Origin of the sequence: Paenibacillus sp. FSL R5-0923 (genome assembly GCF_038009145.1) — a bacterium.
Classification (GTDB): Bacteria; Bacillota; Bacilli; order Paenibacillales; family Paenibacillaceae; genus Paenibacillus_AQ.
The window spans coordinates 4,194,664-4,220,737 of record NZ_JBBPAT010000001.1 but is presented as its reverse complement, the minus strand read 5'-3'; the positions used below and the strand labels follow the sequence as shown (position 1 = coordinate 4,220,737).

16 protein-coding genes and 1 pseudogene are annotated in these 26,074 nt (G+C 47.3%); 14 read left to right on the top strand and 3 right to left on the bottom strand.

The features are described 5' to 3' along the window. Nucleotides 1-116: 116 nt before the first annotated feature. Complete coding sequence (locus MKX35_RS18870) at nucleotides 117-1,103, top strand: alpha/beta fold hydrolase (protein ID WP_076299815.1); 987 nt, start codon at nucleotides 117-119, stop codon at nucleotides 1,101-1,103. Nucleotides 1,104-1,319: 216 nt separating this feature from the next. On the opposite strand, the gene MKX35_RS18865 is transcribed toward MKX35_RS18870, so the two are convergent. Then, nucleotides 1,320-2,522, bottom strand: coding sequence for a LamG domain-containing protein (locus tag MKX35_RS18865; protein WP_179086708.1), 1,203 nt, complete (start codon nucleotides 2,520-2,522; stop codon nucleotides 1,320-1,322). Between the two features lie 675 nt (nucleotides 2,523-3,197). On the opposite strand from MKX35_RS18865, the gene MKX35_RS18860 reads away from it, so the two are divergent. Beyond that, nucleotides 3,198-3,761 carry a hypothetical protein gene (locus MKX35_RS18860; RefSeq protein WP_179086709.1) on the top strand — a complete coding sequence of 188 codons (564 nt, stop codon included), beginning with the start codon at nucleotides 3,198-3,200 and terminating at the stop codon, nucleotides 3,759-3,761. A 100-nt stretch (nucleotides 3,762-3,861) separates the two neighbouring features. Here MKX35_RS18860 and MKX35_RS18855 read toward each other — a convergent pair whose 3' ends face one another. Beyond that, complete coding sequence (locus MKX35_RS18855; RefSeq protein ID WP_076283717.1) at nucleotides 3,862-5,457, bottom strand: response regulator; 1,596 nt, start codon at nucleotides 5,455-5,457, stop codon at nucleotides 3,862-3,864. Beyond that, the gene (locus MKX35_RS18850; protein WP_076283716.1) at nucleotides 5,438-7,237 is read right to left on the bottom strand and encodes a sensor histidine kinase; all 1,800 of its coding nucleotides are present in this window, start codon (nucleotides 7,235-7,237) and stop codon (nucleotides 5,438-5,440) included. Before MKX35_RS18850 ends, MKX35_RS18855 begins: the two co-directional genes overlap by 20 nt. A 239-nt stretch (nucleotides 7,238-7,476) precedes the next feature. Between MKX35_RS18850 and MKX35_RS18845 the strand changes: the two genes are divergently transcribed. From MKX35_RS18845 to MKX35_RS18790, 12 genes and pseudogenes are all read left to right on the top strand, one after another. Further along, the gene (locus MKX35_RS18845; RefSeq protein WP_076283715.1) at nucleotides 7,477-8,850 is read left to right on the top strand and encodes an ABC transporter substrate-binding protein; all 1,374 of its coding nucleotides are present in this window, start codon (nucleotides 7,477-7,479) and stop codon (nucleotides 8,848-8,850) included. Between the two features lie 84 nt (nucleotides 8,851-8,934). Further along, the gene (locus tag MKX35_RS18840; RefSeq protein WP_076299817.1) at nucleotides 8,935-9,879 is read left to right on the top strand and encodes a carbohydrate ABC transporter permease; all 945 of its coding nucleotides are present in this window, start codon (nucleotides 8,935-8,937) and stop codon (nucleotides 9,877-9,879) included. Nucleotides 9,880-10,048: 169 nt separating this feature from the next. Beyond that, a complete protein-coding gene (locus MKX35_RS18835) occupies nucleotides 10,049-10,834 on the top strand; it encodes a carbohydrate ABC transporter permease (RefSeq protein WP_340974848.1) in 786 nt (261 codons plus the stop codon). A 30-nt stretch (nucleotides 10,835-10,864) separates the two neighbouring features. Further along, on the top strand, nucleotides 10,865-11,779 hold the full coding sequence (locus MKX35_RS18830; protein ID WP_076283712.1) for an N-acetylneuraminate lyase: 915 nt from the start codon (nucleotides 10,865-10,867) through the stop codon (nucleotides 11,777-11,779). A gap of 337 nt (nucleotides 11,780-12,116) precedes the next feature. Beyond that, complete coding sequence (locus MKX35_RS18825; RefSeq protein ID WP_076299819.1) at nucleotides 12,117-13,175, top strand: glycoside hydrolase family 88/105 protein; 1,059 nt, start codon at nucleotides 12,117-12,119, stop codon at nucleotides 13,173-13,175. After that, a complete protein-coding gene (locus MKX35_RS18820; protein WP_076283710.1) occupies nucleotides 13,168-13,971 on the top strand; it encodes a polysaccharide deacetylase family protein in 804 nt (267 codons plus the stop codon). Before MKX35_RS18825 ends, MKX35_RS18820 begins: the two co-directional genes overlap by 8 nt. A 183-nt stretch (nucleotides 13,972-14,154) precedes the next feature. Beyond that, nucleotides 14,155-16,467, top strand: a complete 2,313-nt coding sequence (locus MKX35_RS18815; RefSeq protein WP_076299820.1) for a helix-turn-helix domain-containing protein — start codon at nucleotides 14,155-14,157, stop codon at nucleotides 16,465-16,467. Nucleotides 16,468-16,668: 201 nt separating this feature from the next. After that, nucleotides 16,669-17,643: an ABC transporter permease gene (locus MKX35_RS18810; protein WP_076299821.1), complete on the top strand. Its 975-nt coding sequence runs from the start codon at nucleotides 16,669-16,671 to the stop codon at nucleotides 17,641-17,643. A 4-nt stretch (nucleotides 17,644-17,647) separates the two neighbouring features. Then, nucleotides 17,648-18,538, top strand: a complete 891-nt coding sequence (locus tag MKX35_RS18805) for a carbohydrate ABC transporter permease (protein ID WP_076299822.1) — start codon at nucleotides 17,648-17,650, stop codon at nucleotides 18,536-18,538. 62 nt (nucleotides 18,539-18,600) lie between these two features. Beyond that, complete coding sequence (locus MKX35_RS18800) at nucleotides 18,601-20,187, top strand: extracellular solute-binding protein (protein ID WP_076299823.1); 1,587 nt, start codon at nucleotides 18,601-18,603, stop codon at nucleotides 20,185-20,187. 89 nt (nucleotides 20,188-20,276) lie between these two features. Next, entirely contained in the window at nucleotides 20,277-22,010 is a 1,734-nt protein-coding gene (locus MKX35_RS18795; protein WP_076299824.1) for a hypothetical protein, read from the top strand. A gap of 178 nt (nucleotides 22,011-22,188) precedes the next feature. Then, nucleotides 22,189-25,917, top strand: a pseudogene (locus MKX35_RS18790) (CBM96 family carbohydrate-binding protein); the annotation flags it as partial. Nucleotides 25,918-26,074 lie beyond the last annotated feature (157 nt).

Here is a 26,074-nt window from a genome sequence, read left to right as displayed (position 1 = left end):
TTTGACTTGTTCATATTCCGTTCATATTGTCGTCACGATGAGTACATCTTAGTTGATTACACTTTGAATATGTCGTCAAGGCGGCACTTCAGATACAGAGACAAGGAAGGGAAGAGATGAACGTGGCAAATAAGGTAGAAATAAAAACAACTGGGACTAAGAGCCACAAGAAACGGAACCTATGGTTAAAAATAATCGGAGGTATTGTAGGGGCGCTCGTGCTGTTCATGGGCATCGTTTTTATCGTTGATGCAATCAGCGATGGGGTAGAGAAAAAGAAAATCGAATCCTATGGCCAGTATGTCAATGTGGATGGGAAAAAGATGAATGTGCTCATTCAAGGCAGCGGAGAACAAACCGTTGTACTCCTACCGGGACAAGGAACCCCGTCACCTGCACTTGATTTCAAATTGCTGATCGATGAAATTACCCCTAATTATAAAGTCGTGTTGGTCGAGCCTTTCGGTTATGGCTTGAGCGATAAAACCGAGAAGGAAAGAACGACGGAGAATATAGTAAGTGAGGTTCACGAAGCTTTGCAGCAACTGGGTTTAGACAGTTACATTCTAATGGGACATTCCATCGCGGGGCTTTACGGAGCGACCTATGTGAACACTTATCCGGATGAAGTTCTTGCTTTTGTCGGCATCGATAGCAGCGTTCCCAATCAACCCGGGATGGATGTCAAATTACCTTTGAAATCCATGCAATTTCTTCAAAAATCAGGTCTGATGAGATTGTTCCAAAAAGTGAGCGGAGATGCGTATAAATCGCTTGCATTTGATGAGCATACCAAAGAACAGATGCGTTTGATTTCGAATCAAGTCGCGACCAATCCAACGTTGATGAATGAACTGAGCCACCTCGGTTCCAATTTTAAAAATGGAGAAAAACTCACAATGCCAAAAGACTTGCCGTTGCTTCTCTTCGTTCAATCGAATAATGAGCACAATAAACAGTGGATTCCGCTTCATGAAGAGCAAGTCAAACAATCCGCACAGGGAAAAATGATCCCAATGGAAGGTTCTCATTACCTGCATCATACAAAATACAAAGAAATCGCTGAGGAATTCAAAGCTTACATGAAACAAATCCAATTGTAGTGTTTATAATTGAACTGCGGAGCCGAAATTGAAGTGCACCCTCTAGAATTTCATCGGATAAACCAGGGGGTTTATCCGATGTCTATTCTAAGGGGTGCACTTCATAATGCATTAGGGTGTTTTTGTTTGATTCCAATTCTTGTGTCACATCTGCCGATCAAGAGAGAATCAGCGCTAAGGTCCAAGTACTTGTCCTACAAGGAACTGTACACCGATTTAATCACCTACAATTTCGTTCAGTAAAAGTTCTTCCGTTAACGCATAGCGGTACAGCCGAACCTCGTCGATTAGGCCGTTCATTGTGGAGGACGAGTTATGTCCGGCGGTCAACGACAGTTTGTTCGAGATGTTACCTCCGAGCAGCGAATTATTTTCTCCAACTAATATACCGTCTACATACAGTCTCAGTCCCGTGTCTCGATCCGCTACAGCCGCGACATGATGCCAGTTGCCGTCTGTATACGTCTGCGTCGATTGTACGACATCGGCGGTGCTACCGTAATCGAGCCAGAATCGAATTGTATTGTTGCTCTCGATTCGCAGGGTATAGGAAGCGTTAGTATCCCCTTTATTTACGATGTATTTCGGCGTGCCGACAACATTGGTTCTAAACCAAGCGGTCAGGCTAAAGTCTTGATCTGTGCCGAAGTCGTACAAGCCGGAATCCGGATCACCAAGCTTGACGAATTGTCCACTTCCCGAGAATTGGACAGCTCCACCTGATTTACCTGATGAGCTGCGAGCCATGCCGTTCAAAAGCATCCCGTATTCGTAATCGCTTATATCGTTGGCTGTGATAATGCCGCTTCCCACCGTCGGTTCGTCAAAGCTCCAGCTGCCAGCGACACCACCAAGAGCAAGCATCTCATGTTCTTCTAAGACATAATTGAATAATTTAACCTCAGAAATCAGCCCCTTTAACGTCAAAGCTGAATTAGAACCAATCGTCAGGGGGAGGTTGCTAGCTATGTCGCCTCCCAGGAACGCAGACGATTGCGCGACAATCAATCCGTCGACGTACAGCCGTAGTCCGGCATCGCGGTCTGCCGCGCCAGCGACATGATGCCACTTACCGTCCGCTAAGGAAACGGCGGACTGTACTGCATCGAACGTATTCCCGTAATCGAGCAAGAATCGGAGTGAGCCGTCCGCTTCGAAGCGAAGCCAGAAGGAGCCGTTGGTATCGCCTTTGTTCACGATATATTGGATCGATCCGGTATGGCTTGTCTTGACCCATGCCGAGACAGTAAAGTCTTGCGTCGAGCCGAAGTCAAACGAGCCGTCCGCAGAATGGCTAAGGTTGACGTGATCGCCAGCTTGGGAGAAGCTCAGTGCTGGACCAAAGTGCCCTTCCGCGCCCGGTACTGCACCTGAGATCGAGCCGTCGTGTCCTGCACTTGATGTATCGACGGCCGTCATCCCGGCTGTTTCGTTCAGCGGCCAGCTCCCGAGCAATGAACGGTTCCACCAGATACGCGACACGATGGTACTGTTAGGCTGGAGCGAATTCCACTCATTGCTGGTCACAATACTCAGCTCTGGCGTAACATCCAGCGTGCCAAAGTTCCCGAGCTGCGCACGGTCGGTCGTGTTCGGCATCACGTTGTGCTCTGTTTCCTTCTTAAGCCTAAGCGTTTCCGGATTCATCTTGGCCATCCATAGAGGCGCCCGATATCGGAACACATCCGAATTGACGGAATCTTGCCGAGTATAAACGAGATACAAGCCGTCCGGTCGCGTAATCCAATGCATCTGCGTATTCATGCTACCGACGATGGGAGTGCCGTCTTCCCACTGTAGATCAACGGCGGGCTGCCAGTCGATACCGTTGACGCTCTTGGTCAAACGATTATTCGTGTCATCACGGCTCGTCAGGAAGTATTCGCCGCCGAACATGGTCAGCGAAGCCTCGATACCTGAACGATTGCCGTGTACGCCGGTGTTCGGGACCGTACCGCTCATGCTTTCGTATATCAACGAGGTCCCGTCGAAGGAGGCGGTCACAACTTGCAGCGCGCCAGAGCCGGAGGTCGAATGGATCGGCCATAACACCTTGCCCGTCTGCTCGTCTATGTGTGGATAAGAGCTTCCCGCATGACCGAATACTTGTGGCCAATCAAAGAGTTGCCAATCTGCACTCCAGGCTTCGATAGTTGGGTCGAATACGGCGTATGCCGGATAGGTTTGCTTTTTGCCGAAATTGGCGTCGTACGACTGCGCCATGCCAAGCAGTATGATCTTGCCGGTTGCAGCATGATAGACAGGAACGGGATCGATGAGCATGCCCCTGTAGCCATTCGGAAGTGTCTTCCAATCGTATTGCGGGATAACGTTGTAAGGCGTCCAGTTGTCACCAAGATTAGTGCTGACCGTGTAGGCGATGTCATAAAACACGTCAGAGTGGTTGTCGTTCAAATCTTTGGATGCCGTGCACAATATCGCCGGAGTGCCATTTTGACCTTGTCCCGGCAGGGTGGCACAACGCGTATGAGACCACCAGAAATCATTGGTGCCATCATTTGCATAGATCCGTTTCGGATCGACACGGTAACCAGTAGCGGCTGCTGGCACAGCCAAAGCCGCCATAAGACAAACGAGCAGCAAACAGGAAATAGCTTGTTTCAAAAGAATCATCAGCTCCTTGGACATAAAATATAAAGCGCTTACATTAAGAATCATACCAAATCAACTCTTTCTAACCTATTGGATAGAGTCTAGATTTGGTAGATTATATTAATCTTTTGAGCGGTATGGCTGATCAATTTTGGCGATTGCGGTATTCGGTCGGTGTCAGGCCAGTCCTTTTTTTGAACAGACGGCAGAAATATTTCTCGTCTTGGTAGCCGGAGCGGAGTGCCACCTCATAGGTTTTCAGAGAGGTTTCCGCAAGTAATCGTCTCGCTTCGGCAAGCCGTATTTCGGTCAAGTAATCCGACAGGTTGATGCCTTGGACCTGCTTGAACAAAAAGCTTAGATAGACGGGCGACAAGTAGACTGCCTGTGCTGCTGTCTCCAGCGTCACATACTCCCTAAAATTATCCTCAATAAATCGCTTTGTCTTTTCCACGATAGCGTTTTTACCGACTTTGCGAAAATCGAGGGTCCGCCGCAGAAGTACGTCCAGATAGCGTCGCATTTCTTCCACTAACTGCTCCAGCGTAGACGTCTCGAAGAACATCGTAATTTGACCTGCGGGAAGCAGTTCGTCGAGTGCCAGCTTCGGGTGCATGCCCATCAGCGAGTCCGCAGCTGCCACCATGTGCTGGAGTGCAATGGATTTGGTCACTTGTACAGGATAGTCGCGGCTCTTCAAATGTTGGATAAAGTCCTCTAACCATCGGGTGAGCTGATCAGGATTACCGACTTTGAGCGCAAGTTGAAGCGCTTCGTCAACTGGAGTGGAAGCTGGAAACTTCTGATTCGGTGAGACGGTATTTTCCCATTCCAGATCCTCAACGAACACGACCTGGTTTTGACCGGTATAGTATTTGTACTCCAACGCCGTCCGAGCCGATTGATAGAGATGTTTGCCCTCCGTATTGAGGCTCATCCCTTGCACCGATACCCCGATCATCACCATATAGTGAAGCGCCTCGCGCAGATTACTTACCAGTCTGCACAAATCCTCCCGAAACTGAGCCTTCTGCGACGGTGTGACATTGGCCTGCAGAATGAATCGGTTGTGCTCAGGACAAATTAAGAATTTGTCAGGCCATGCCGCAAGCGTCTCCTCAGCTATATTCATAACAGCAAAGTTCATCAACTGCTGATCTTCGTAAGAGTAGTTTTTCGGAAAGTCTGGATCTTCGTCCAACTCGATGATTGCTAGATATACGGGACCGATCCGTAGAGGGATGTGTAGGAACTCCGTTTTTTCCACGAACAGATCGTCGTTGAAGCAGGCGCCCTCCAGCAAAGAAGTAAGAAAACGGAAACGGATCAGCGGCAGATGGTCCTTAAGTTGACTTTTGAGCTTTTGCTCATCTTTCCATTGCTGTTGGATGGATAGGACAACATTCAGCAGCTGGTCGAGATCCGGTGGCTTTAGTAAATAATCCAGTGCGCCTAGCTTGAGCGCCTGCTGTGCGTACGTGAACTCGTCGTGTCCGCTCAAGATGATCGATTTAACCGGCAGCTCCCGCGCATGGATTTCCTGCAACAGCTCCAGGCCAGTTTTGCCCGGCATCCGGCAATCCAGTAACAGCAAATCGGGCTTGTCTCGCTCGATAAGCTCCAGCGCTTCATCTCCGTTATCGGCAGGCGGAAGCCAAGTAAAACCATGCTCCTCCCATGGAATAAGGGCACGAAGGGCTTGAGGTACGATGGGTTCGTCGTCAATGACCATGATTTTCATAAAGCAGCCTCCATTGGTTTTCGTCTGATATGAGCGGGATAACCAGCATAACACGCGTGCCATGCCCCAGTTCACTCTCAATACGTAGTGCGTATTCCGGCCCGAACATCATCGTCAGTCTTTCATTGACGTTACGGATGCCATAACCGGTGCCGCTGGTATCACTTTCAAGCAGAGAACTTGCCATCTCCGGGCTCATGCCGCATCCATCATCTTCGACGACGAATTCAACCCGCTGCTCGTCCAGTTTTCTTCCTCTGATCGAGAGCGTGCCGGGCTGTGCCCGCTTTGTACTAAAGGCGTGTAGAATCACGTTTTCCACCAATGGCTGCAGCAGTAGCTTCATCATATAGAAGTGAATGATGTCAGGATCGATCTCATAACAAGGAATGAATCGGTTCGGAAAGCGGGCATATTGGATATGAATATAGGCCTTGACCTGGCTCAGCTCCTGACGAATCGTATAATAATCTTTACCCTTGTTAAGAGAAAGACGGAAGAGCTCAGTCAGGGATTGCGTTACCTGGGCTGTATTATCATCACCGTTCATTTTCGATTTAAGGAAAATATAGTCCAGCGTATTGTACAGAAAGTGCGGTTCGATCTGAGTCTGAAGCGTCTTAAGTTCAATCATCTTTTGTTTTGTTTGACTAATGTACACTTTCTGAATGAGACTGTTCGTTTCCATGACCATATCATTGTACTTTTGGGTAAGCAATCCAATCTCATCTCGTGAGGTGACCTCGACATTCTGGTTGAAGTCGCCCCGTTTGAAGTTGTTCATGGAACGGAGTAACTTCTTAATCGGTTTTGTAATACTGCGCGATAGGAATACCGAGCAGAACCCGACGAGAGCGAGCAGCGATACCGATAGGGCGAGAGTTACATTTAGCATGATTCGGTGTTGGCTACGGATAATTTCCAGCGGTGTGAGGCTCACAATGTTCCAAAGATATGGTTCCACGACCGTACTGGCGACGGAATAACGCTTTCCGTTAATATCATAGATCTCCGAATGCGACTTAAGTGAAAGCTGCTGCTTGAGTTTCAGATCGTCCATCAGTGTTTTTTTTAATCCGTTGTCCTGACTTTTGCTCGATACAAGATTGTAGTTGTCATCAAAAATAAAGATGTTAGACGAGCGCACAATCTCAATGTCCTGAATGATATTGCCGATAGCGTCACGATTAACACCCATAAAAAGCAAGCCGAGCTTGTTGTCCGGGTCATATAAATCGACGATCCGCCGTCCAATCATAATTTCATTGTAGCTGTGCCCGAATGTAAATAGGGGGGTGCTGTAATACGTCCAGAATGCCTCGCCGTCCCGGGAAGCAACAGCGGTGTATAGCGGCATCTCAGCGAAGTCTGAATAAGGGATGACCTGCCGGAAAAACTCGCTGAAATCGCGGTACAAAAAGCCGTTTTGGCCGTAGATAACAAGGAAGCTAACGTATTTTTTGGCGGCTTTGATGTTGTCGAGATAAGCAAGTGCGGCAGCCTGTTCAGTGTTGACCGGTCCGTTATAATCCCGACTGAGCAAGCTTTGTAAGCTAACGTTATTCATAATGTAGGAAGTAATGTCTCCGGCGTCGTCTAGCATCAGCTTGATGTTATTGCCGATCAAGCGTACCGTCTGGGCTTGATTTTGCTCCGTTTCCTTCTCTAGAGAGGAGGTGGCGGTCCGAAACGAAAAGAAGCCGAGCGTCAGCAGCGGAATGAGGACGAGTAATACAAAGGATACGAACAGTTTCGTTTGCAGATGTCTGAATACGAACATGGAAAGCCTCCCAACAGGCGGCGCTTGATCATCCGCATAGGAAAATAATGTTATAAGCAATTTATACTGTTACATTAGCAAATCCTTTCTCTACATTCAATATGGAGGTAGAAGATCGAAACCAGTTACTTGACGAAGTCCACTAAACCTTGAAATTGCCGCATTGTTGCGTATCGAATCTGCGGGTAAGATGGGATTGTGCACAAGCAAGACAAGTCCAAACGGGAGGATGATCAGATATGCGCAGGGGGAAAAAGAGATTTGGGTTCGGCGCGGTAGTTGTTGCACTGTCGCTGTTAGCGAGCGGATGCGGAACATCTGGCGGGAATAACGCGGCAGAGAATGGAAAGAACAGCCAGCCGCCATCGACGGCGGCAAGCGGAGAGGCCATCGACTGGAACACAGTCAAGGCTGACATCCGGTTCGTCTATCCGGGAACTTCGGAGGCGGAGAAAGAGCTGGCTGAACAGTTCAAGGCGAGAATGAAGGAAAAATATCCGAACGTCAATATCGAGTACATGTATCTGTCGTGGGCCGATATGGAGAAAAAACTATCCGTCATGTTAAATTCGGGGGACGTCCCGGATCTCACACAAACGCAAGACATCACCAATTTGGTTCGATTGAACGGCTTGGAAGACTTGACCCCCTATTTTGAGCAAGAAGGCGAGCATTTGAAGAAGGACGATTTTCTGCCGGGTACGATGGAATATGCCCAAGAGGACGGCAAACTGTACGCTGTACCGAATCTAGCGAACTCCTTCACGATGATCGTCAATGAGAAAATGCTGAACGAAGCAGGCATGAAGCTGGAGGACTTGCAAACGTGGGAGGATGTTGAGAAAGCAGCCAAGGCGATGACGAAAGACGGCAAGTACGGTTTCGGCTATCCGCTTGGAACAGCCCGGTTCGCATTCCGTGTGCCGTTCACGGCCGCATATAGCAATAATCTGCTGCTGAGCGATACGTCAGCTGAGAGCAAAAACAAATACCTGGAAACGCTTCAGCATTTCAAAAATCTGGAGCCTTATCAGCCGAAAGCGCATCTGACCTGGGGGTACCCGGAAATGTTTCGCGCATACAGCAATGGCGAGGTTGGCATGATTGCGGCGGGAACGTTCTTTACAGCCAATGTATACAGCATTAACCCAGACATCGTCAATGTCTCCCGTACGATTGCGTATCCGAAGGGGCCTTCAGGCACATCAGCCAAAGCGCCGGTATCGAACGTCGGTATCGCGATGTTCAAGGACAGTAAAAACAAGGAAGTCGCCTGGAGACTCATTCAGGAATGGTCATCCCAGGAATTCAACAGCACGGCAGCGTCCGTCGTCAACGTGACGGCGATCAAGAGTACAAGCCTCGATGAAATTATCAAGAAGTCAGAAAAAATTTATCCAAAAGCGATAGAGGGACACAAGACGATGCTGAACGACTTCAGCAAGCTGCTGGATGAATCCGGCGTTCCGATGGACAAAATTCCGGGACAAAGCGAGATGGAAGTCATCGTTCAGGAACAGATGGCCAAGCTGCTTAACAACAAAGTGACGGTAGAAGAGGCATATGCCTCCATCAAAGACGGCATTGACAAAATCAAGGCAAAACTGGAATAGGCCAGACTCCGTTGGAGCTGCATGCCGAGCCATTGCAGCTTCACAGGATGTTATGGGACCGGTGAAGGAAAGGAAGCGTAAGAAATGTCCGACATACTGAGGCTAGATAGGCAGGATCCGCCGCTCAACCGACAGCGGGGACGCGTTTCGGCGTTTTTTCGGGAATTCGGCTTCGGGTATTTTTTGCTGGCGCCCGTCGTCCTTTATATTGTGGTATTTCAATTTTATCCGCTTGTGGAAACGATCCGGCTGAGCTTGTACGACTATTCGCTCATCTCCGGACGTGACATGTCATTCAACGGCTTCGGCAATTACAAGGAGCTGCTCGTGAATGACGGAGCTTTCTGGCAAATTTTCTGGAACAGCTTCATCTGGGTTCTGGGTTCCACTGCCCTTCAATTCGCGATTGCAATACCCGCCGCAATTATTCTGTTCAGCAAGATACGGTTCAGAGGGTTGTGGCGTGGATTGATGATGGTTCCATGGGTATCGCCGGTCGTCATTATCGGCATTGTCTGGAAGTGGATTTACGACGGTCATTACGGACTATTCAATCATTATTTAAAAATGTTTCACTTGATTTCGGAAAATATCGTCTGGCTTGGAGATGAACAACTGGTCTGGCCCGCACTGCTGCTAACGTCGGCGTGGAAGGGATTCCCCTATATTACGCTGATGATGCTATCTGGACTCACGGGCATCTCCCAAGAAATGATTGAGGCGGCGCATATGGATGGGGCTTCCGCGTGGCAGAGGTTTACCCGGATTACGCTGCCAATGCTTAAGCCGATCATGTACGTGACCGGGCTTGTCAGCATTGTCTCCTCCTGGACAAAATTCGAAATGATATGGGCGCTGACGAACGGTGGACCGGGCTATTCGACCAGTATTTTGCCGACGTATTTATATACGAATTCATTCGTTTACTTCGATCTCGGCAAAGGTTCGGCCATCGCTACGCTGTCGATGGCGATAGTATTGATTCTCGTCGGTATTTACTCGCGTCTGTTCGGCCGAAACCTAGAATAGGCATCAGAGGAACGATATTATACCCGATTAAAACGATGTTCTAACGAGTCTTGGTCCTGCTTGTACTATGCAGGATAGTACCACTAACAACGATGCATGATTCGAGGTGCGACTTATGAAAGAGTCTTTTGCTCAAAGAACGGCAAATTATGTCTGGCTGGCGCTGTTGATGGTATTCACGCTGCTGCCGTTCGCTTGGTTGATCGTCACGACGCTGAAGTCGGACACGGAAATGTTCTCAACGATTCCGACCTGGATCGTGGACAATTTGACTTGGGATCATTACAGATGGGCGCTTGGCGATGTAGGATTTCAGCTGCCCCGACTGCTGCTCAATTCAATTATCGTATGCGGTATCACCGCACTGGTTACAGGAGCCATCGCCTGCATTAGCGGCTATGGTCTGGCCCGTTATAAGGTACCCGGCGTTAGCCTGGTCGTCGTGCTAATCGTGCTGGCCCAGATGATTCAGGGTCCGTTGATCATGATTCCCTGGTACAAAATAGCGGCAGCGTTTTCACTGCTGAATACGAAAGCGATTTTGGTCTTAATTTACGGGACACTGACGATACCTGTTGGTGTGTGGATTATGAGCGGGTTTTTCCGTACCATACCGCCCGAGCTGGAGGAAGCAGCGGCGATTGACGGATCAGGCAAGTGGCGGACGCTGTTCACAGTCATTATTCCGCTTAGTTTGCCGGGGTTGGTGTCAATCACACTATATGCATTTATTCTCGGATGGAACGACTACCAGTACTCGCTCATTTTAACCAGCTCTATCGACGCAAAGACCGTTCAGGTCGGCATCGCCGAATTGATGGAAAGCATGGGTTCGACCAACTGGGGCGGATTGCTCGCAAGCGGGGTTATCGTTATTTTACCGATTATCGTCATTTTCGCATTTATTCAGAAATATTTGATCGAGGGAATGACCGCAGGGAGCGTAAAGGGTTGATAGTTTTTTTTAAAAAAGGAGCCGATAGAGATGACTAATTCTTATGATTTCAAAGGCGTGTATACCGCGCTTATTACGCCGATGCACGATGACGGTAGTATTGATCATGAGTCACTTGCCCGTCTAGTTCGACATTTGCAAAGCCAGCGCGTTAAAGGGTTTTATGTAGGCGGAAGTACTGGTGAGGGCTTCATCCTGAATACGGTGGAGAGGCAAGAGGTGCTGGAGACAGTCGTCCGCGCGGCGGAGGGGAAGTCAACGATCATTGCCCACGTCGGAGCCATAGGTACGGAAGCTTCAATCGAGTTGGCGCGTCATGCCGAACGGCAGGGCGTCGATGCGATGTCGGCAGTGGTGCCGTTTTATTACAAGACGACAGTTGAACAGATCAAGGAACACTATATTGCAATTATGGCCGCTGTCCCGCTGCCGATGCTTATCTATCATTACCCGGGAGCGACAGGCGTCCAATTATCGATGGATTTCTACGAAGAGATGGCCCAGTATCCCCAATGCATCGGCGTCAAATTCACATCCCTCAACCTGTTCGAGATGCAGCAAATTCGTGCCCGCTGCGGAGACCGCTTTCTAATCTTTAACGGACATGATGAGGTGTATGCGGCTGGCGCGCTCACTGGAGCCGACGGCGCTATAGGCAGCACCTATAATATGATGGCTCCGTTATTCGTTCAGATGTATCAAGAAGCGGAACATGGGAACTGGTCAAGTCTTTCAAAACTGCAGGGCGAGGCGAATGAGGTCATTGCGAATATGGTGTCTTTCGATGTGATCCCTTATGAGAAGTATATTTGCTATGCACAGGGCATTATCCGCTCGTACAGAGCAAGGCAGCCGCTAAAGCAACTGACGGAGGTAGAGACAGCGGCAATCCGAACGTTTTATGAAAAAAGTGCTGTTTTGAAGGTATCGGCTTATCAAGTGTAATAAATTGATGATGACAATGGAGCCAGGATGTAAAGAATACATGCGATCGGCGCGACTAGCAGCTTGCCCTCACTTTCCAGGCAAAAATATCTTGTTTTGTCCAATAAACCCGTCACGGAAAACAAACCCATGATATGCGCTTCTGTTCCAAAAGGAATGATGAGCAGTAAGTGAATATTACCATGTGTTATTCCAATGCTTTCTTGCTATTTTGGAAATTCCCCATAAAACCTGAACATTTACTCAAGTTTTGAGGGGGATATCCTTTACATTTACAATAGAGCCTTTTGAAAGGGAACAACAAAAGTATGATTCTTGTTCAGGGGAGAGGATCTAGATGTTGGGAAAAGATGAACTAGCTGAACTAGCGGATCGCGTCTATCATCGGATGATCGATAAAACGACGAATGATTGGGGAATGGGTATCGATAGCTGGGATTGGGTTCCGGGCGTCGGCGTCATTTCAATTCTGGCTTACGGCAAATTAATGAACAATCATGAAGCCATCGAATATTTGCTTCAATGGACGGCTCGAAATAAACAATTGAGTGAGCAAGTGAATGTCATCAATTCCATGGCGCCGTATGCGATCTTCCCGGATTTGTATCGGCTGGGGGGCGAACATTGGTACATGGATACCGCGCTCAATGTCGGGGATTGGATGCTAACGGAAGCACCACGCACGCGGGAAGGTACTTTTGAGCATACAGTCACGGAGAATGTTCAGTTTTCCGAACAAGTGTGGGCGGACAGCTTATTTATGACCGTACTCTTTCTGGCTCGACTTGCAAAGCTAACTGGTGATCGCAAATACGCGATAGAAGCGGAATTCCAACTACTTGGCCATTTACGTGTGCTTCAGGATCCGTCAACGGGTGTATTGTTCCATGGCTGGAATTGTGAGGAGAAGAATCATATGTCCTCCGCTCGTTGGACGCGTGCGAATGCATGGGTCATCCTCGCAATTCCTTGGATTGCGGAGGAGATTGGTACCACGACGCCATTTTCAGATGAGATTGTAGAACGATACCAGCGGCTTGCAGCAGGAATACGGCATTTCCAAGGGGTATCTGGCATGTGGAGTACCGTCATGGATCAATCCGAATTTTATAAGGAGACATCCGGGAGCGCAGGCATCGCGGCGGGTTGGTTAGCTGGTATGCGTTTAGGTTGGCTGGATGATTCATACAAGAAAGCCATTAATCTGGCATTGCATGGCGTTATAGATCGGATTGACCCTGACGGTACAGTACAAGGGGTATCCGGAGGAACGCCAGTGATGCCGAGCATTGCGGCCTATGATGAAATTCCGTGCATTCCGACCCTGTATGGCCAAGGGCTAACTCTTATTCTGTTATCACTCGCACACGCAGACTGTGGAAAATTCTATGCCTAATGTACAACTGACGTTCCCTGAGGGGAAACATAAGGTACTCACGATGAGTTATGATGACGGAAGATCAGCCGATAGACGATTGTTGCACTTATTCAATCAATATGGCATTAAAGGAACTTTCCATTTAAATTCAGGCCTGGCCGGACATCACGAACGAATTCCTTTGGAAGAAGTCAAGGATCTGTACAAAGGCCATGAAATCGCGGTGCATACGGTTACGCATCCGACACTAACACGATGTTCAAGGGAGCAAATCGTTGGTGAGATAATTGAAGACAGGAAGTCTATAGAACGAGTCACAGGCTACCCGATCAGAGGGTTTTCCTATCCCAACGGTTCATTCAACCGCCAGATCCAAGAGATGCTCCCACACCTCGGGATCGAATATGCCAGAAACGTCCTAAGTCATGGGAATTTCCACCTGCCAGATGATTACTTCGCGTGGAACCCGACCTGTCACCACAACCAAAACCTTCTTGCGTTGACCGAGACATTCAAGCAGCTTGGTCGAAGACAGCATCTTTATTTGATGTATATCTGGGGACACAGCTACGAGTTCGATCAAGACAGTAATTGGGAACTAATCGAGAGCTTTTGTGAATCGGTTAGTGGTCGTGAGGATATATGGTACGCGACGAACATCGAAATCGTAGATTACATGCGAATCTATCAGAGCCTACGATTTTCTGCTGCGATGGATCTTGTATACAATCCCTCTTATCATTCGATATGGCTGGAAGTGAATGGTGAAGTCATTGAAGTGAAAGGCGGAAGTCAAATAATACTGGTACGGTAATCTGACCACGCAAACAACGAATTCGTAATCAAGATAGATTCCCTTTTGTCCATCAAGGCTCTTAACTAGAGAGAAACGATGGAACAGGAGGGAGTTTTTCTATTTCTAGAATTTTAAAGAGTGATATAGCAATTCACGACGAAATGAATGACATCCAATCATCTGCTGAGGGAGGGATATGTTATGCGCTTAAGTATTTCGGGGAAAGTTATGATGATTTATGGATCGATCTTTATCATCGTTATTATCCTTACCTTTAGCTTGTCTTATTTCGGGATGGTAGGACGTCTGCGTAGCGATTTGAAAGATACACATATTGCGCTACTCAAGCAGATCGACGATAAGATCGAACTCGTGTTTCGCTCAACAGAGAAAGATTTGCTGAATTTATCTGAACAACTTGAATACGTGTATTTCATGTATGACAGTTACGATGATGTCTCACAGAAGTATGCGAATTTCTTCGGTTTATCGAACAAATTGAAAACGATGGTTCATGCCAACAATCAATTTTCCTCCGTCTTTATTTACTCGAATACGAGCGGTGATGTATTAACGGATAAAGCTTATATCAACAAAAACGAGTCAGAAGATCATTGGTTAGGAAGTTATCTAGATATGGATGGTTATACGAAGTGGATCGCGACGCACAAGATATGGGATGGGGAGAAAATGCAGGATGTCGTCACATTAATCCGACCCTATCCGCTAATTAGTAGTCCGGCTTACCGGAAAGGTCTTGTAGCTGTCAATATTAATGAAGAGGTACTCTACCGCATGATTAGCGATGTGTTCGATGGCAATCAAGAAGGAATACATACGTTCATCATCGATGACAAAGGGAACATCGTGACGCATGATGACAAATCACAATTATATAAGAATATGACAGACATTCCTTACATCAACCGGATACTAGGTGAGAAGGGGAGTGGGCAATTCGCAGTTGAATGGAATGGAGGCAAGCAGTCCATCTTCTATACGAAGTCCAATTATACGGGTTGGAGAATTGTAAGCGTTATTCCTGAGACTCAGTTGTACCATCCATTAGCATCGATTCGAAATCTTATGATCGGGATTGTTGTCTTGATGGTCGTACTCGCATTATCCGTGCTGTTCTACGTGAACCGTCGAACCTTTAGACCGCTGGATCGCTTGGCAAATAAAATGACTGGCGCATTCAAACCAATGAAGCCGGAGCACGCCGCCAGACTTGATTATTTAGAGACGGTATTTGATCAAATGTTCATGGATCGCGAGCAGTTGGAGCAGCGCGTTCGGGACTCCAAGCCGATCCTGAAATGGAGAATCGTGATGGATATGTTAGCGGGTTATCGAACTGAGTATTCGTCCGTAAGCATCCAGTTAGAATTTACTGGGTTTCCATTGCATCCGAGCATGTTTGTCGTCTGTACAGCTGAGATTGAGAAAGAAGGCAGTATGAGCTCCAAGGATGAGACGCTATATACCTATGTGTTCTGTAATGTCGCCGAAGAGTTGATCAATATGGAGACCGCCGGCATTGCAATCGATTTAGGTTCAGGTAGATCTGCCATTATTTTTAGCTTCGCAGAAGGAGATGTGGAACAGAACCATTTGCATGCCCTAACGATTCTTGAACTCATTCTGGACATTATGAAGCATCAGTTCGGACTATGCGTAACGGCAGGGGTAGGTAGATGTTATTTCGATATGAAGGATATTCCGACATCGTATGAGCAATCACAAAAAGCACTGCAATATCGCATGGTGTTCGGCAGCCATGCCGTTATCTCATTTGAAGATTTGATCGGCTCGGATAATCAATATTATTACCGGCTCATTAAAATGACAGAGCGCATTATTGAAGCGCTTAGGCACACGGAGATCGAGAAAATCAGGATAACTGTTGCACTCTTATACCAGGAGGCGATTGGGAACAGTCTGTCCCCGGAACTCATCCGGCATTTATCCTATGAGCTGGTGATAAAATCGTTGCAGGCCATTGCTGTGACAGGCATTGAAACAGACGAAGTACTAGATAGCATGGGCAATCTACACGAACGAATGAACCGTTGTCATGATTGGAAGGTACTGGAGCAGATCGTGCTGGACGTGCTTACGCAGATAGCAAACAAAGTAAAAGAGAAGCGGGAGCAGCGGGGCAGTAATAAATTGATCGAGGCCATGTTGATCTATATCGAGGAGCATTATAGAGAAAGCGAATTTTCACTTGCACAGTTGGCTGATCAGTTTGAGCTCACTCCTACGTACATCAGCAAATTGTTCAAAGAGCATACCGAGAAGAACTTCATTGATTACTTGATTGAGACACGGATTAAAGCTGCTGTTGGTTTGCTCATAGATAAGAATCGCAAAATCATCGATATTGCCGAAGAGGTTGGGTATAACAATACTCGAAGCTTTTTACGGGCATTTAAGAAATATACAGGCATGACGCCTTCGGAACATCGGGATTGGATGCTAGATACGAATGCCGAAATCACCGTGGAATAAGATTTTTACGAAACTCATCACAAAAAAATGAACGAAGCATAAAAAATGCGACCCGACATCTTGTAAGAAAAGTCACTCATAGCATAAGGCGTCTCTTTCCGGGTTAAGGCTTCTTATCCTACAATTTGAATCGTAGCACTCATCAGTCGCATGTCTTCATGCGAAAGGGTGAGGCGAGATGATGTGAAAGGATGAGAACATATGAAGGGGAGGTTAGCGACAGCGAAATCGCAGGCCGGATCGCATGTAGTACGAAGCGGAACACACAGGCGGTCGATCTGGAGTAGAATGCTGCAGGACAAACATTTATATCTAATGCTTGTGCCTGTCATCGGATTTTATTTTCTATTTAAATACGTGCCGATTGTCGGAGAGGTCATTGCTTTTAAAGATTACAGATTCTCGGACGGTGTATTCGGCAGCGCTTGGGTTGGATTCAAACATTTTCAAATGATATTCGCAAGCTCAGATTTTTGGAGGATTCTAAGAAACACGCTTGTTCTTAACTTGTATAGTCTGGTGTTCGGCTTTCCTGTTCCGATACTACTAGCTCTCTTATTAAATGAAGTACGTCGTAACTGGTATAAGCGGATCGTGCAAAATATGCTGTACATTCCCCACTTTATGTCGTGGGCAGTGCTAGGGAGCATTGTTATTGCTGCGTTATCGCCGAGTACGGGAATCGTGAATCTTCTATTGAAGAAAATAACCGGCGGGGAAAGCATCTATTTTATGGCAGATTCGTTCTGGTGGCCTATTGCCTATACCCTTGCAGGGATTTGGCGAGAAGCTGGTTGGGGAACCATTCTTTATCTGGCGGCCATGGCTTCGATTGATCCTCAACTCTATGAAGCAGCTAAAATCGACGGCGCCGCCAAACTGCGGCAAATCTGGCATATCACATTGCCCGGCATTCGCGGTACTATAGCCATTTTGCTCGTTCTCCGAATGGGACAAATGATGGATGTCGGATTGGAGCAGACCCTTGTCCTCCAGAATAATTCCGTACTGGATGTGGCCGATGTCATTAGTACTTATGTGTATAGGGTAGGGCTTCAGAACATGAACTACAGCTACACGACGGCCATCGGTTTGTTTCAATCCATCATTGGTGTCATTCTTATTCTCAGCGTCAATCGACTGATCCGACTTTTCGGGGAACGGGGGTTGTGGTGATCCAATGATACGAACCGAAAAAAGACTCTTAAATAAACTCGCAATGGTAAGCGCTTACGCAATCCTAGGTGTTATTTCGTTGTTAACCTTATTCCCCTTCTGGTACGAAATCGTGGCTTCTTTCAGCAGCAGCAGGGCAATTACGTCCGGTGAAGTGTTCTTGTGGCCAATTGAATTCAATACCGTTGCTTATGGTCGGCTATTCGATGATGGACAGCTCATCAAAGCGATGGGAAATACCGTCGTCGTTACGATTATCGGAACAATATTAAACGTAGTAATGACAATTATGGCAGCATACCCGCTCTCAAGGAAGAGATTGGTGGGAAGAAGCGTATTGCTGATGTTCATTACAATTTCAATGCTCTTTGTCGCTGGGTTGATTCCAAACTTTATTTTGATTAAGTCGCTTGGGCTTATGAATTCATATTGGTCGGTATGGCTTCCAGGCTTGATCAGTACGTATAACATGTTCGTGATGAAGACGTTTATGGAAGGCTTGCCGGAGGAAATTGAGGAGTCGGCATCCATCGATGGCGCGGGCGACTGGCGGATCCTTTTACAAATCTATTTGCCGCTGTGCAAGCCGATCTTGGCGGCGTTGTCTCTGTTCTACGCTGTCAGCTGGTGGAACAGTTATTTCAACGTGATGCTGTATATCACAGAATCAACGAAGCTGACCGTTATGGTCAAGCTATATCAGATGATTAGTCTGGTGGACAGTAACTTATTGAACAACATGGGGGGAAATGAGGCGTTGGAGCAGGTACTCCTGACACCAGAGGCGCTGAAGGCGGCTGCCGTCGTCATCGTTGTCACGCCGATCTTATGTATGTATCCATTCCTACAAAAGCATTTCGTTAAAGGTGTACTTATTGGGTCGGTCAAGGGTTGACGACTGATATCACAGGGCTGAAGGCTCTTGATATAGTTCAATAGGAAAAAGGGGATGAAACGATGAAGAAGCTGAAACAAGCCATGATGACTATGATGGTGATCACGATGTCCGTGACGATGTTGGCCGCATGCAGCTCGAACAAAACTGTATCAGAGAAACCGGTTAATTCATCGGGCACAGCTACCACAGTAAATGAGGAAAACAAGAAAGAAATCAGCATTTCGATGTTTGATCGTGGGAAAGTGCCGACAGAGGAAGGGACGTATGAGAATAATCGCTGGACGAAGTGGATCAATGAGAAATCACCCGTCCATGTGAAATGGGTTCCTATTGCGCGGAATCAAGCACAGCCGAAGTTGAACGCACTCATCGCCGCTGGGGAAGCACCTGATCTAATCTGGGAATACGATCGGAATTACATCAGTCAGTTGGCAAATCAAGGCGCAATCCAACCGATTGGCGATTATATCGACAAATATAGTACGACGTACAAAGCGTATCTAGAGAAGCATCCTGAGCTACTGCCCTACTTGAATTTTAACGGAAAAATTTATGCGGTGTCGTTCGCACGGGAAACGCTTGCCAACCACGGGATGTGGATACGTCAAGACTGGTTGGATAAGCTTGGACTGAAAGCGCCGACAAACGTGGAAGAGTTCATCGATGTTGCCCGAAAGTTCAAGGAGGGGGATCCGGATGGCAATGGTCAAGCAGACACCGTACCGATCGCATTAAGCGTGAGTTCCAACTCGATTGATCAAGCTTTCTTTTTTACAAGCGAGAACCAATGGTACGTCGAGGATGACAAACTGCAATTCGGCAGAACGCTAGATCGGTATGTGGATACGTTAACCTTCCAGAAGCAGCTCTTCGACGAAGGATTAATCGACAAGGAATATATCACGGATACGAATTTCCAGCGCTCAGGTCAACTGCTGACGACAGGCAAAGCTGGCATCTACCTTGCCAACTGGGATATCGAAGAGTTGAATAATAACTTAATAAAAAATGATCCCACAGCAAAGCTAGTTCCATTGGAGTCGATCAGCAGCAAATATGGCAAAAACGGATTGTATCAAGAGGCACCGCCGAGCGTATTCACCGCGTTCAATAGCAAAATGAATGAAGATCAGATTAAATCAGCAATTCAATTTATCGATTGGATGCTGCAGGATGGTTGGGAACCGCTCAGGTATGGCGAAGAAGGCGTCCACTTTAACATAGTCGACGGCGTCCGGCAGAAAACCGACCCGGATAAATTCAAGAATGAAGTTGCCTATGCTTCTGAATATGCGATCATGCTCGATAATGTGTTACGTCCAGAGACGTTCCTCGCTATGGCGGCCAAGGATGAGCAGTCACAAAATTATGCCAAAGAGAAGGGTAAGTCGCTTGAACTGGTCATGAAAAATAAATACCGCAGAGATATCCCTTTTAATCCTGATTTCCCGGAATTGACCCAATTAATCGCGACATTTAATCCGATCGCACAACAGATTGAAGCGAAGGTTGTGACCGGCGGAAACTCGATGACGCCTGCACAAGGTCTGAACGAGTTACAGAAAGAATGGAAGCGTCTTGGCGGCGACAATGTGGAGAGGCTCGCGCAAGCGTGGTATGAGGCAAACAAAGATAATCTGAATTAGAACGCTGTTGAAACACTCGGTAGGTATACTTCTGATTGCCTAAAGGATCAGAAGTATACCGTAACCAGGTAAAGCTAAGGAGGAAAAACATGTCGAGCACGAAATTCAGCAGAATACACGAAGAGGAAACCCAGTGGCTTCCCTTCCTCAAGAAAGCATTGGAACCCAAACATGTGAATTACAATGATGAGATCAAGTTGCTTCGCACACCGTTTACGAGTCCAGGGTATCATACGAAGCTTAGAAATGTAGAAAATGTTCACCCCATCCGGGAGTCTCTGGATTATGCCCTGGCCATTCTGGATTGCCATGAAGATGCTTATAAAGATCGGGCGTTCGAAATACTGCGAACGATTCTATCCCTTCAGGATCAGCAGCTGGATTCGCCTACCTTCGGAATATGGTCATGGTACTTTGAGGAGCCTCTGTCCATGATGTCACCGCCGGATTGGAACTGGGCTGATTTCATCGGGAGGCGACTACTGCAAGTGTTGATACGTCATAGCAACCGACTTCCGGGCGATCTTGAGCAATTAACAAGCCAGGCGATCTCCCATAGCTGCGAAGCCATCATCAAAAGAAATGTCGGACCTGATTACACGAATATTGCGATTATGGGGGCATTCGTTACATTGATTGCAGGCGAACGCTTAAAGAACCGCACTTATTTCGAGTATGGCTTGGAACGACTCACGCGCCTATACGATTATTCTATGCAGACCGGCGCATTCCTCGAATATAATAGCCCGGCGTACAGTACGGTAGCCATTCTGGAACTATCCGCACTTGTGATGTATTCGAATACAGCAGAGGCCAAGCGGTTGGCGAACGAGATGTTAGAGGCGACCTGGCTGATGGTTGCCGAGCATTTCCACCCGCTGCTGAAGCAATGGTCCGGACCCCACGCCCGTTCATACCAGACATTCCTAAGTAATTCGCATCTCTCATTCCTTCAGATGGCCTGTAAAGGTGACGTGTCATTTGTAAGCAATGACGAATTCGTATATGGACTGGAATGGTATGCGCAAGGCATCGTCTGTCCGGAGCGGCTGTATGGACTGTTCACCAGTATTGTTGAGCGGGAACTGAGGCAGGATTTGCCTTCTTATCACGAGTTCCGGACGCGGAAGGCTTATACGTACATGACTTCTGAGTTCACGCTTGGCACGTTCAATCATAATGTGATGTGGAAGCAGTGCCGAAATCTGCTGGGTTACGTTCACACCGGAAATCAGGGGCGAAGTTATATCCAGCTTCGGGTGCTGCATGACGGTTACGACTTCTGTTCGGCGGTGTATACAAGTGTACAGGAGCAAGCTTCCGTACTATATGGCATCCAATTCGCTCTGGACGGCGGAGATACACATGTGAATTTGGATCCTATCCACGGTCGAATGACGGCGTCAGATCTGCGAATCCGGCTTGAAATTGGCAGTACTGGTGATGTACCTGCATGGAAACAGATCGGCAAAGATGCATTCCAAACGTATCTTGGAGAGATGACGTTATCGGTCAAGGCTTTATATGGCGCGATGGATGAATTCAGTGCGTTTCATTGGGAATTGGTCGAAGAGGGTCCGGTTGTTAGCTTGGATTACGTCCTCTACAAAGGAGAACCTTCGATGATTGACTTCCATGCGATGAACGAAGCGTTGTTCATGTTTGCATTGACGCTTTGCGGACCGGACGAGGATTCCGACAGAAGGTCGTCGCTCTCTATCTCGGAACATGAAGTTCAAACATCGTTGGAGTCGCCTGACCAATCACTAACATTGAAGCTAGCGAAGAAGCCATCCGAACGGGTCGTATTATTTCATAATTAACAAATAAGGAGGACGTAAGTTCTGAAGTTTGTGAACGTGAAATCAAGTAGATTAACAATAAATAATTGAGGTGAGAAGGGTGTTCAATAAGAGCTCAACGAAAGCCTCCAATCGTATCTTGGGATTAGCATTGTCGTTAGCCTTGCTTCATAGTCTTGTACTGCCATGGCCTGCACCGATGTTCGTAACGTCTTCTATCGCCTCTGCTAATACTGCTCCCACGGTTGTCCAGTTGAATCCGCTCGAAGATACCTATGTCAATGCTGGAGGGAATGCGAGTAAAAATTATGGGACCTCTAATCAGCTCATTGTCAAAAATTATAACGCGGATATTAATTTAAATCGGCAAACGTATTTAAAATTCGATCTTAGCTCCATTACCGGAGAGATTGGCACGGCCAAAATAAAGGTATATGCAATCGATACAGAGAATTCGACGATCGGCGTTCAAGCGTATGGCATGGAGGACGACACCTGGGAAGAGCAGTCAGTGACCTGGAACAATAAACCTGACATCAATCATTATTTGTCCTCCGCTAATGTCGGTAAGACGGCAAGCTGGCAAGAATGGGATGTAACGGCCTTTGTCAAACAGCAAAAGGCTGCAGACGGTATAGCAAGCCTAGCATTGATACAGCAGGCGGCGCAAGGCCATTCGGTCTCTATCAACAGCAGGGAGAACATCGTCAACCAGCCCTACCTGGACATTTCTTCCAATAGGACGAATGCAAATGCACCGAGTTGGCAAGGTGGTGGAGCACTGAGCGTCACCAATATAACGGAGTCTGGTCTACAGCTCGAATGGTCCACAGCAACCGACCCAGTTGGCGTGACCGGTTATACGGTGTATCGAAATGGCAGCATCTTAGGGACGGTGAATGGAACAACGACTTCTTACACCGTATCGGGATTGCAGCTAGGTCAGAATTATACGTTCAAAGTGGAAGCCGGAAACGCCCAGAATCAATGGAGCAATGATGGTCCGTATGTTACAGCAGCGACACCAACGACGAAGCTGATCCAGACCCGTCCAGGGAATGTCTATACGAACAGTGAGCCGATTCAGTTCAAAGTCCGAACGGCGAGGCCATCTGTCGCATGGTCTGTTTACGATTATCAAGGAGCATTTGTATCGGAAGGCGTGGCACCAACGGTTCATAACGAAGCCATATGGACTGTTCCACATTCCACGTATGGATATTTCACACTGCATGTCAGAGCCGATCTTGCAGGGAGCGATCCTGTATTAATTAAAACACCATTCACTGTACTTGCCACTCGTGATGCAACGGGAAATGAACATGCTCCGTTCGGAGTATCGACTCATTTGCATCGTTTTCCACAGGCCATGACTCCTGATATCGTGAAGCTGATGAAGGATGCCGGCATCCGCATGGTGCGGGGCGGCTATGAGTGGCCTGGCATCGAGCGACAGCAGGGGAACTACACCTTTACCCCTCAGCCGGACTATTACATGAATATGCTAGATTCAGACGATTTTGATTTCCTTTATGTATCCGGATACACTAACCCCAATTACGACAATAACAGTACCCCTTATACAGATGCCGGGCGGACAGGATTCGCCAATTATATGAAGGCTTACGTCGATCATTACCAAGGCCAGATGGATGCCGTTGAAGTATACAACGAATTTTATGGCAGCTTCGGAGATCGCGGCAATGGGCCAGCCGATTCCAAACCAGAATTCTATTATCCACTCTTGAAGAAAACGTATGAGACGATCAAACCTATGTACCCTGAACTGCCTGTTCTTGGCACATCGACAGTGGGTAATCTCAAATGGATTGAAGATGTGCTTAAGCTGGGCGGCATGTCATATATGGATGGGTTCTCGATTCATCCCTATCTATATCCCGGTGCGCCGGAAGGGTATGAAACCCAGATTGCTGATTTGAAAAATTTGATTCTGAAGTACAACAACGGAAATCTGAAGCCGATCTGGATTAATGAGACCGGATGGCCAACCCAGCTTGATGCCCGCGGCGTGGATGAGAAGACCCAAGCCAATTATTTGCTTCGCGCTTATGTCGTTGCAATCGCGAATGGTGTGGATCAGGTTGTATGGTACGACCTGATCAATGACGGGATCCAAAATATTAATGAAGATAACTTCGGCCTTTTGCGAAATCCGAACGATCCGTTAGGGAGCCTTACGCCAAAGCCCGCCTATACGAGTTTTGCGACTATGACAAGGATACTGAACAACGTACAGTTCGTTGCGCGGGATGTCACGGAAGAAGATATTCGAAGCTATACGTTCGATAAAAATGGTGAACCGGTTCGTGTCTTATGGACAACAAGCACATCGACGCCAGTCGTCATACGTACGCCGAGTCCGATTCAGATCACGGATATGATGGGAAATACGCACACATACACGCCGTATAATGGCAACGTATTTGTGACATTAAGCAATGAACCCTTTTTTGTGGCAGGAGAAGTTAGAGGTATTGAGAAGGATTCCACATTTACGTTAACAAGTAAGTCATCACACGTAGGTGATTCGATGTCACTCGCCCTTGAGACGGATAACAAGATGTCCGATGACTTTGATTTCAATCTAGTTGTAGAAGGACAGCACTATTCGGTGTCTACACCTAGCGGTCAGAAAACGACGGAAACAATCAGCGTGCCGAGTGGTAACGAACCGGGTACTCGTCTTATTACAGGCGTATTGATGAATGGGAGCGAGAGAGTCGGCCTGTTGAGAAGTTCGGCATCGACACTTCCATCGTATAACGTTCAGGTACGACCTACTCTTAATGAATCGGATAGCAGCAAAGCACTTATGGTTACAATTAAGAACGAATCCACAACCAAGCCGATTCAGATTAATAAAGTGGAATGGAGATTCGGAACCCAATCCGGATCGGAGGTTCTGAATGTTTCGATTCCAGCTGATGCATCTACCTCCGTGAAATTCCCCCTATCTGCCATTAGCCTTGGTGTTAGTAGTACAATTAAAGTGACAGTTAATGTCGATGGTTTTGATCCGTATACCTACACGGGATCTGCCGAATTTAATCCTGTGCCCCTTAGGTCTGTTGCAGTAGATGGAGTGCTGGATCCGGACACGGCAGCCAGCGCATCTCCGATCGATCTGTCGAAGGGTACGGTCAAAATGACAGGCTATCAAGGTGCAGGAGATTTAAGCGGAAATGTCTGGATCAGTTACGATACAAACCAACTCTATCTATCTGCGAAAGTAAAGGACAATGTGCATTATTCTTCTTTCCTGGGTGCCGATATTTGGAACAACGACAGCATTCAGTTTGCCATTGCGAATGGCCTTCCGGGTGAAGAACCGTATTGGTACGAAATCGGAATTTCTCAAACACCTGATGGTCCACAAATATACAGTTGGAATGCCCCTCCGGGCGTGATTAAAGGACCCATCACCAATGGTCAGCTAGCTATTACAAGAGATCAAGAGCAGAATACGATCTACGAACTATCTCTCCCTTGGTCGGAAGTCGCACCGATTAAGCCGGAGAAGAACGGGAACATCAGCTTCTCGTTGCTTGTTAATGACAATGACGGATCCGGCAGAAAAGGGTTCATTGAATGGGGAGGAGGAATCGGCGACGGGAAGTTATCTTCCAAGTTTCGTTCCATGCAGTGGATTGTTACTGACATGACCCCTCCGACGACGATCGCTTCACTCGAAGGGACGGAACGTAACGGTTGGTATATGAGCAGCGTACAAGCGACACTGAGCGCAACCGATGACAAGTCCGATGTAGCATCCGTGGTATACAGTTTAGATGGCGGGAAAATATGGCTGCCGTACACGATTCCTCTGACTTTTGAACAAGACGGTATGTATACCCTACTGTATCGATCGATGGATCGAGCAGGAAATGTGGAGGCAAACCAGAAAATCACCTTCCGCATAGACAAGACTACACCAACGGCATCAATTGTATACAGCACTACGGAACCGACCAAACAAGAGGTCATCGCTACAATGACGGCAAGTGAGCCGGTTACGATAACGAACAATGAGGGAGCAGATAGCTATACGTTTAAGGAGAATGGCA

What these genes read in the sequence shown, in the direction of transcription:
- MKX35_RS18870 (WP_076299815.1), top strand. Translation starts at nt 117, where the DNA reads ATGAACGTGGCAAATAAGGTAGAAATAAAAACAACTGGGACTAAGAGC.
- MKX35_RS18865 (WP_179086708.1), bottom strand. Translation starts at nt 2,522, where the DNA reads ATGACGGCCGTCGATACATCAAGTGCAGGACACGACGGCTCGATCTCA.
- MKX35_RS18860 (WP_179086709.1), top strand. Translation starts at nt 3,198, where the DNA reads ATGACCGAATACTTGTGGCCAATCAAAGAGTTGCCAATCTGCACTCCA.
- MKX35_RS18855 (WP_076283717.1), bottom strand. Translation starts at nt 5,457, where the DNA reads ATGAAAATCATGGTCATTGACGACGAACCCATCGTACCTCAAGCCCTT.
- MKX35_RS18850 (WP_076283716.1), bottom strand. Translation starts at nt 7,237, where the DNA reads ATGTTCGTATTCAGACATCTGCAAACGAAACTGTTCGTATCCTTTGTA.
- MKX35_RS18845 (WP_076283715.1), top strand. Translation starts at nt 7,477, where the DNA reads ATGCGCAGGGGGAAAAAGAGATTTGGGTTCGGCGCGGTAGTTGTTGCA.
- MKX35_RS18840 (WP_076299817.1), top strand. Translation starts at nt 8,935, where the DNA reads ATGTCCGACATACTGAGGCTAGATAGGCAGGATCCGCCGCTCAACCGA.
- MKX35_RS18835 (WP_340974848.1), top strand. Translation starts at nt 10,049, where the DNA reads ATGGTATTCACGCTGCTGCCGTTCGCTTGGTTGATCGTCACGACGCTG.
- MKX35_RS18830 (WP_076283712.1), top strand. Translation starts at nt 10,865, where the DNA reads ATGACTAATTCTTATGATTTCAAAGGCGTGTATACCGCGCTTATTACG.
- MKX35_RS18825 (WP_076299819.1), top strand. Translation starts at nt 12,117, where the DNA reads ATGTTGGGAAAAGATGAACTAGCTGAACTAGCGGATCGCGTCTATCAT.
- MKX35_RS18820 (WP_076283710.1), top strand. Translation starts at nt 13,168, where the DNA reads ATGCCTAATGTACAACTGACGTTCCCTGAGGGGAAACATAAGGTACTC.
- MKX35_RS18815 (WP_076299820.1), top strand. Translation starts at nt 14,155, where the DNA reads ATGCGCTTAAGTATTTCGGGGAAAGTTATGATGATTTATGGATCGATC.
- MKX35_RS18810 (WP_076299821.1), top strand. Translation starts at nt 16,669, where the DNA reads ATGAAGGGGAGGTTAGCGACAGCGAAATCGCAGGCCGGATCGCATGTA.
- MKX35_RS18805 (WP_076299822.1), top strand. Translation starts at nt 17,648, where the DNA reads ATGATACGAACCGAAAAAAGACTCTTAAATAAACTCGCAATGGTAAGC.
- MKX35_RS18800 (WP_076299823.1), top strand. Translation starts at nt 18,601, where the DNA reads ATGAAGAAGCTGAAACAAGCCATGATGACTATGATGGTGATCACGATG.
- MKX35_RS18795 (WP_076299824.1), top strand. Translation starts at nt 20,277, where the DNA reads ATGTCGAGCACGAAATTCAGCAGAATACACGAAGAGGAAACCCAGTGG.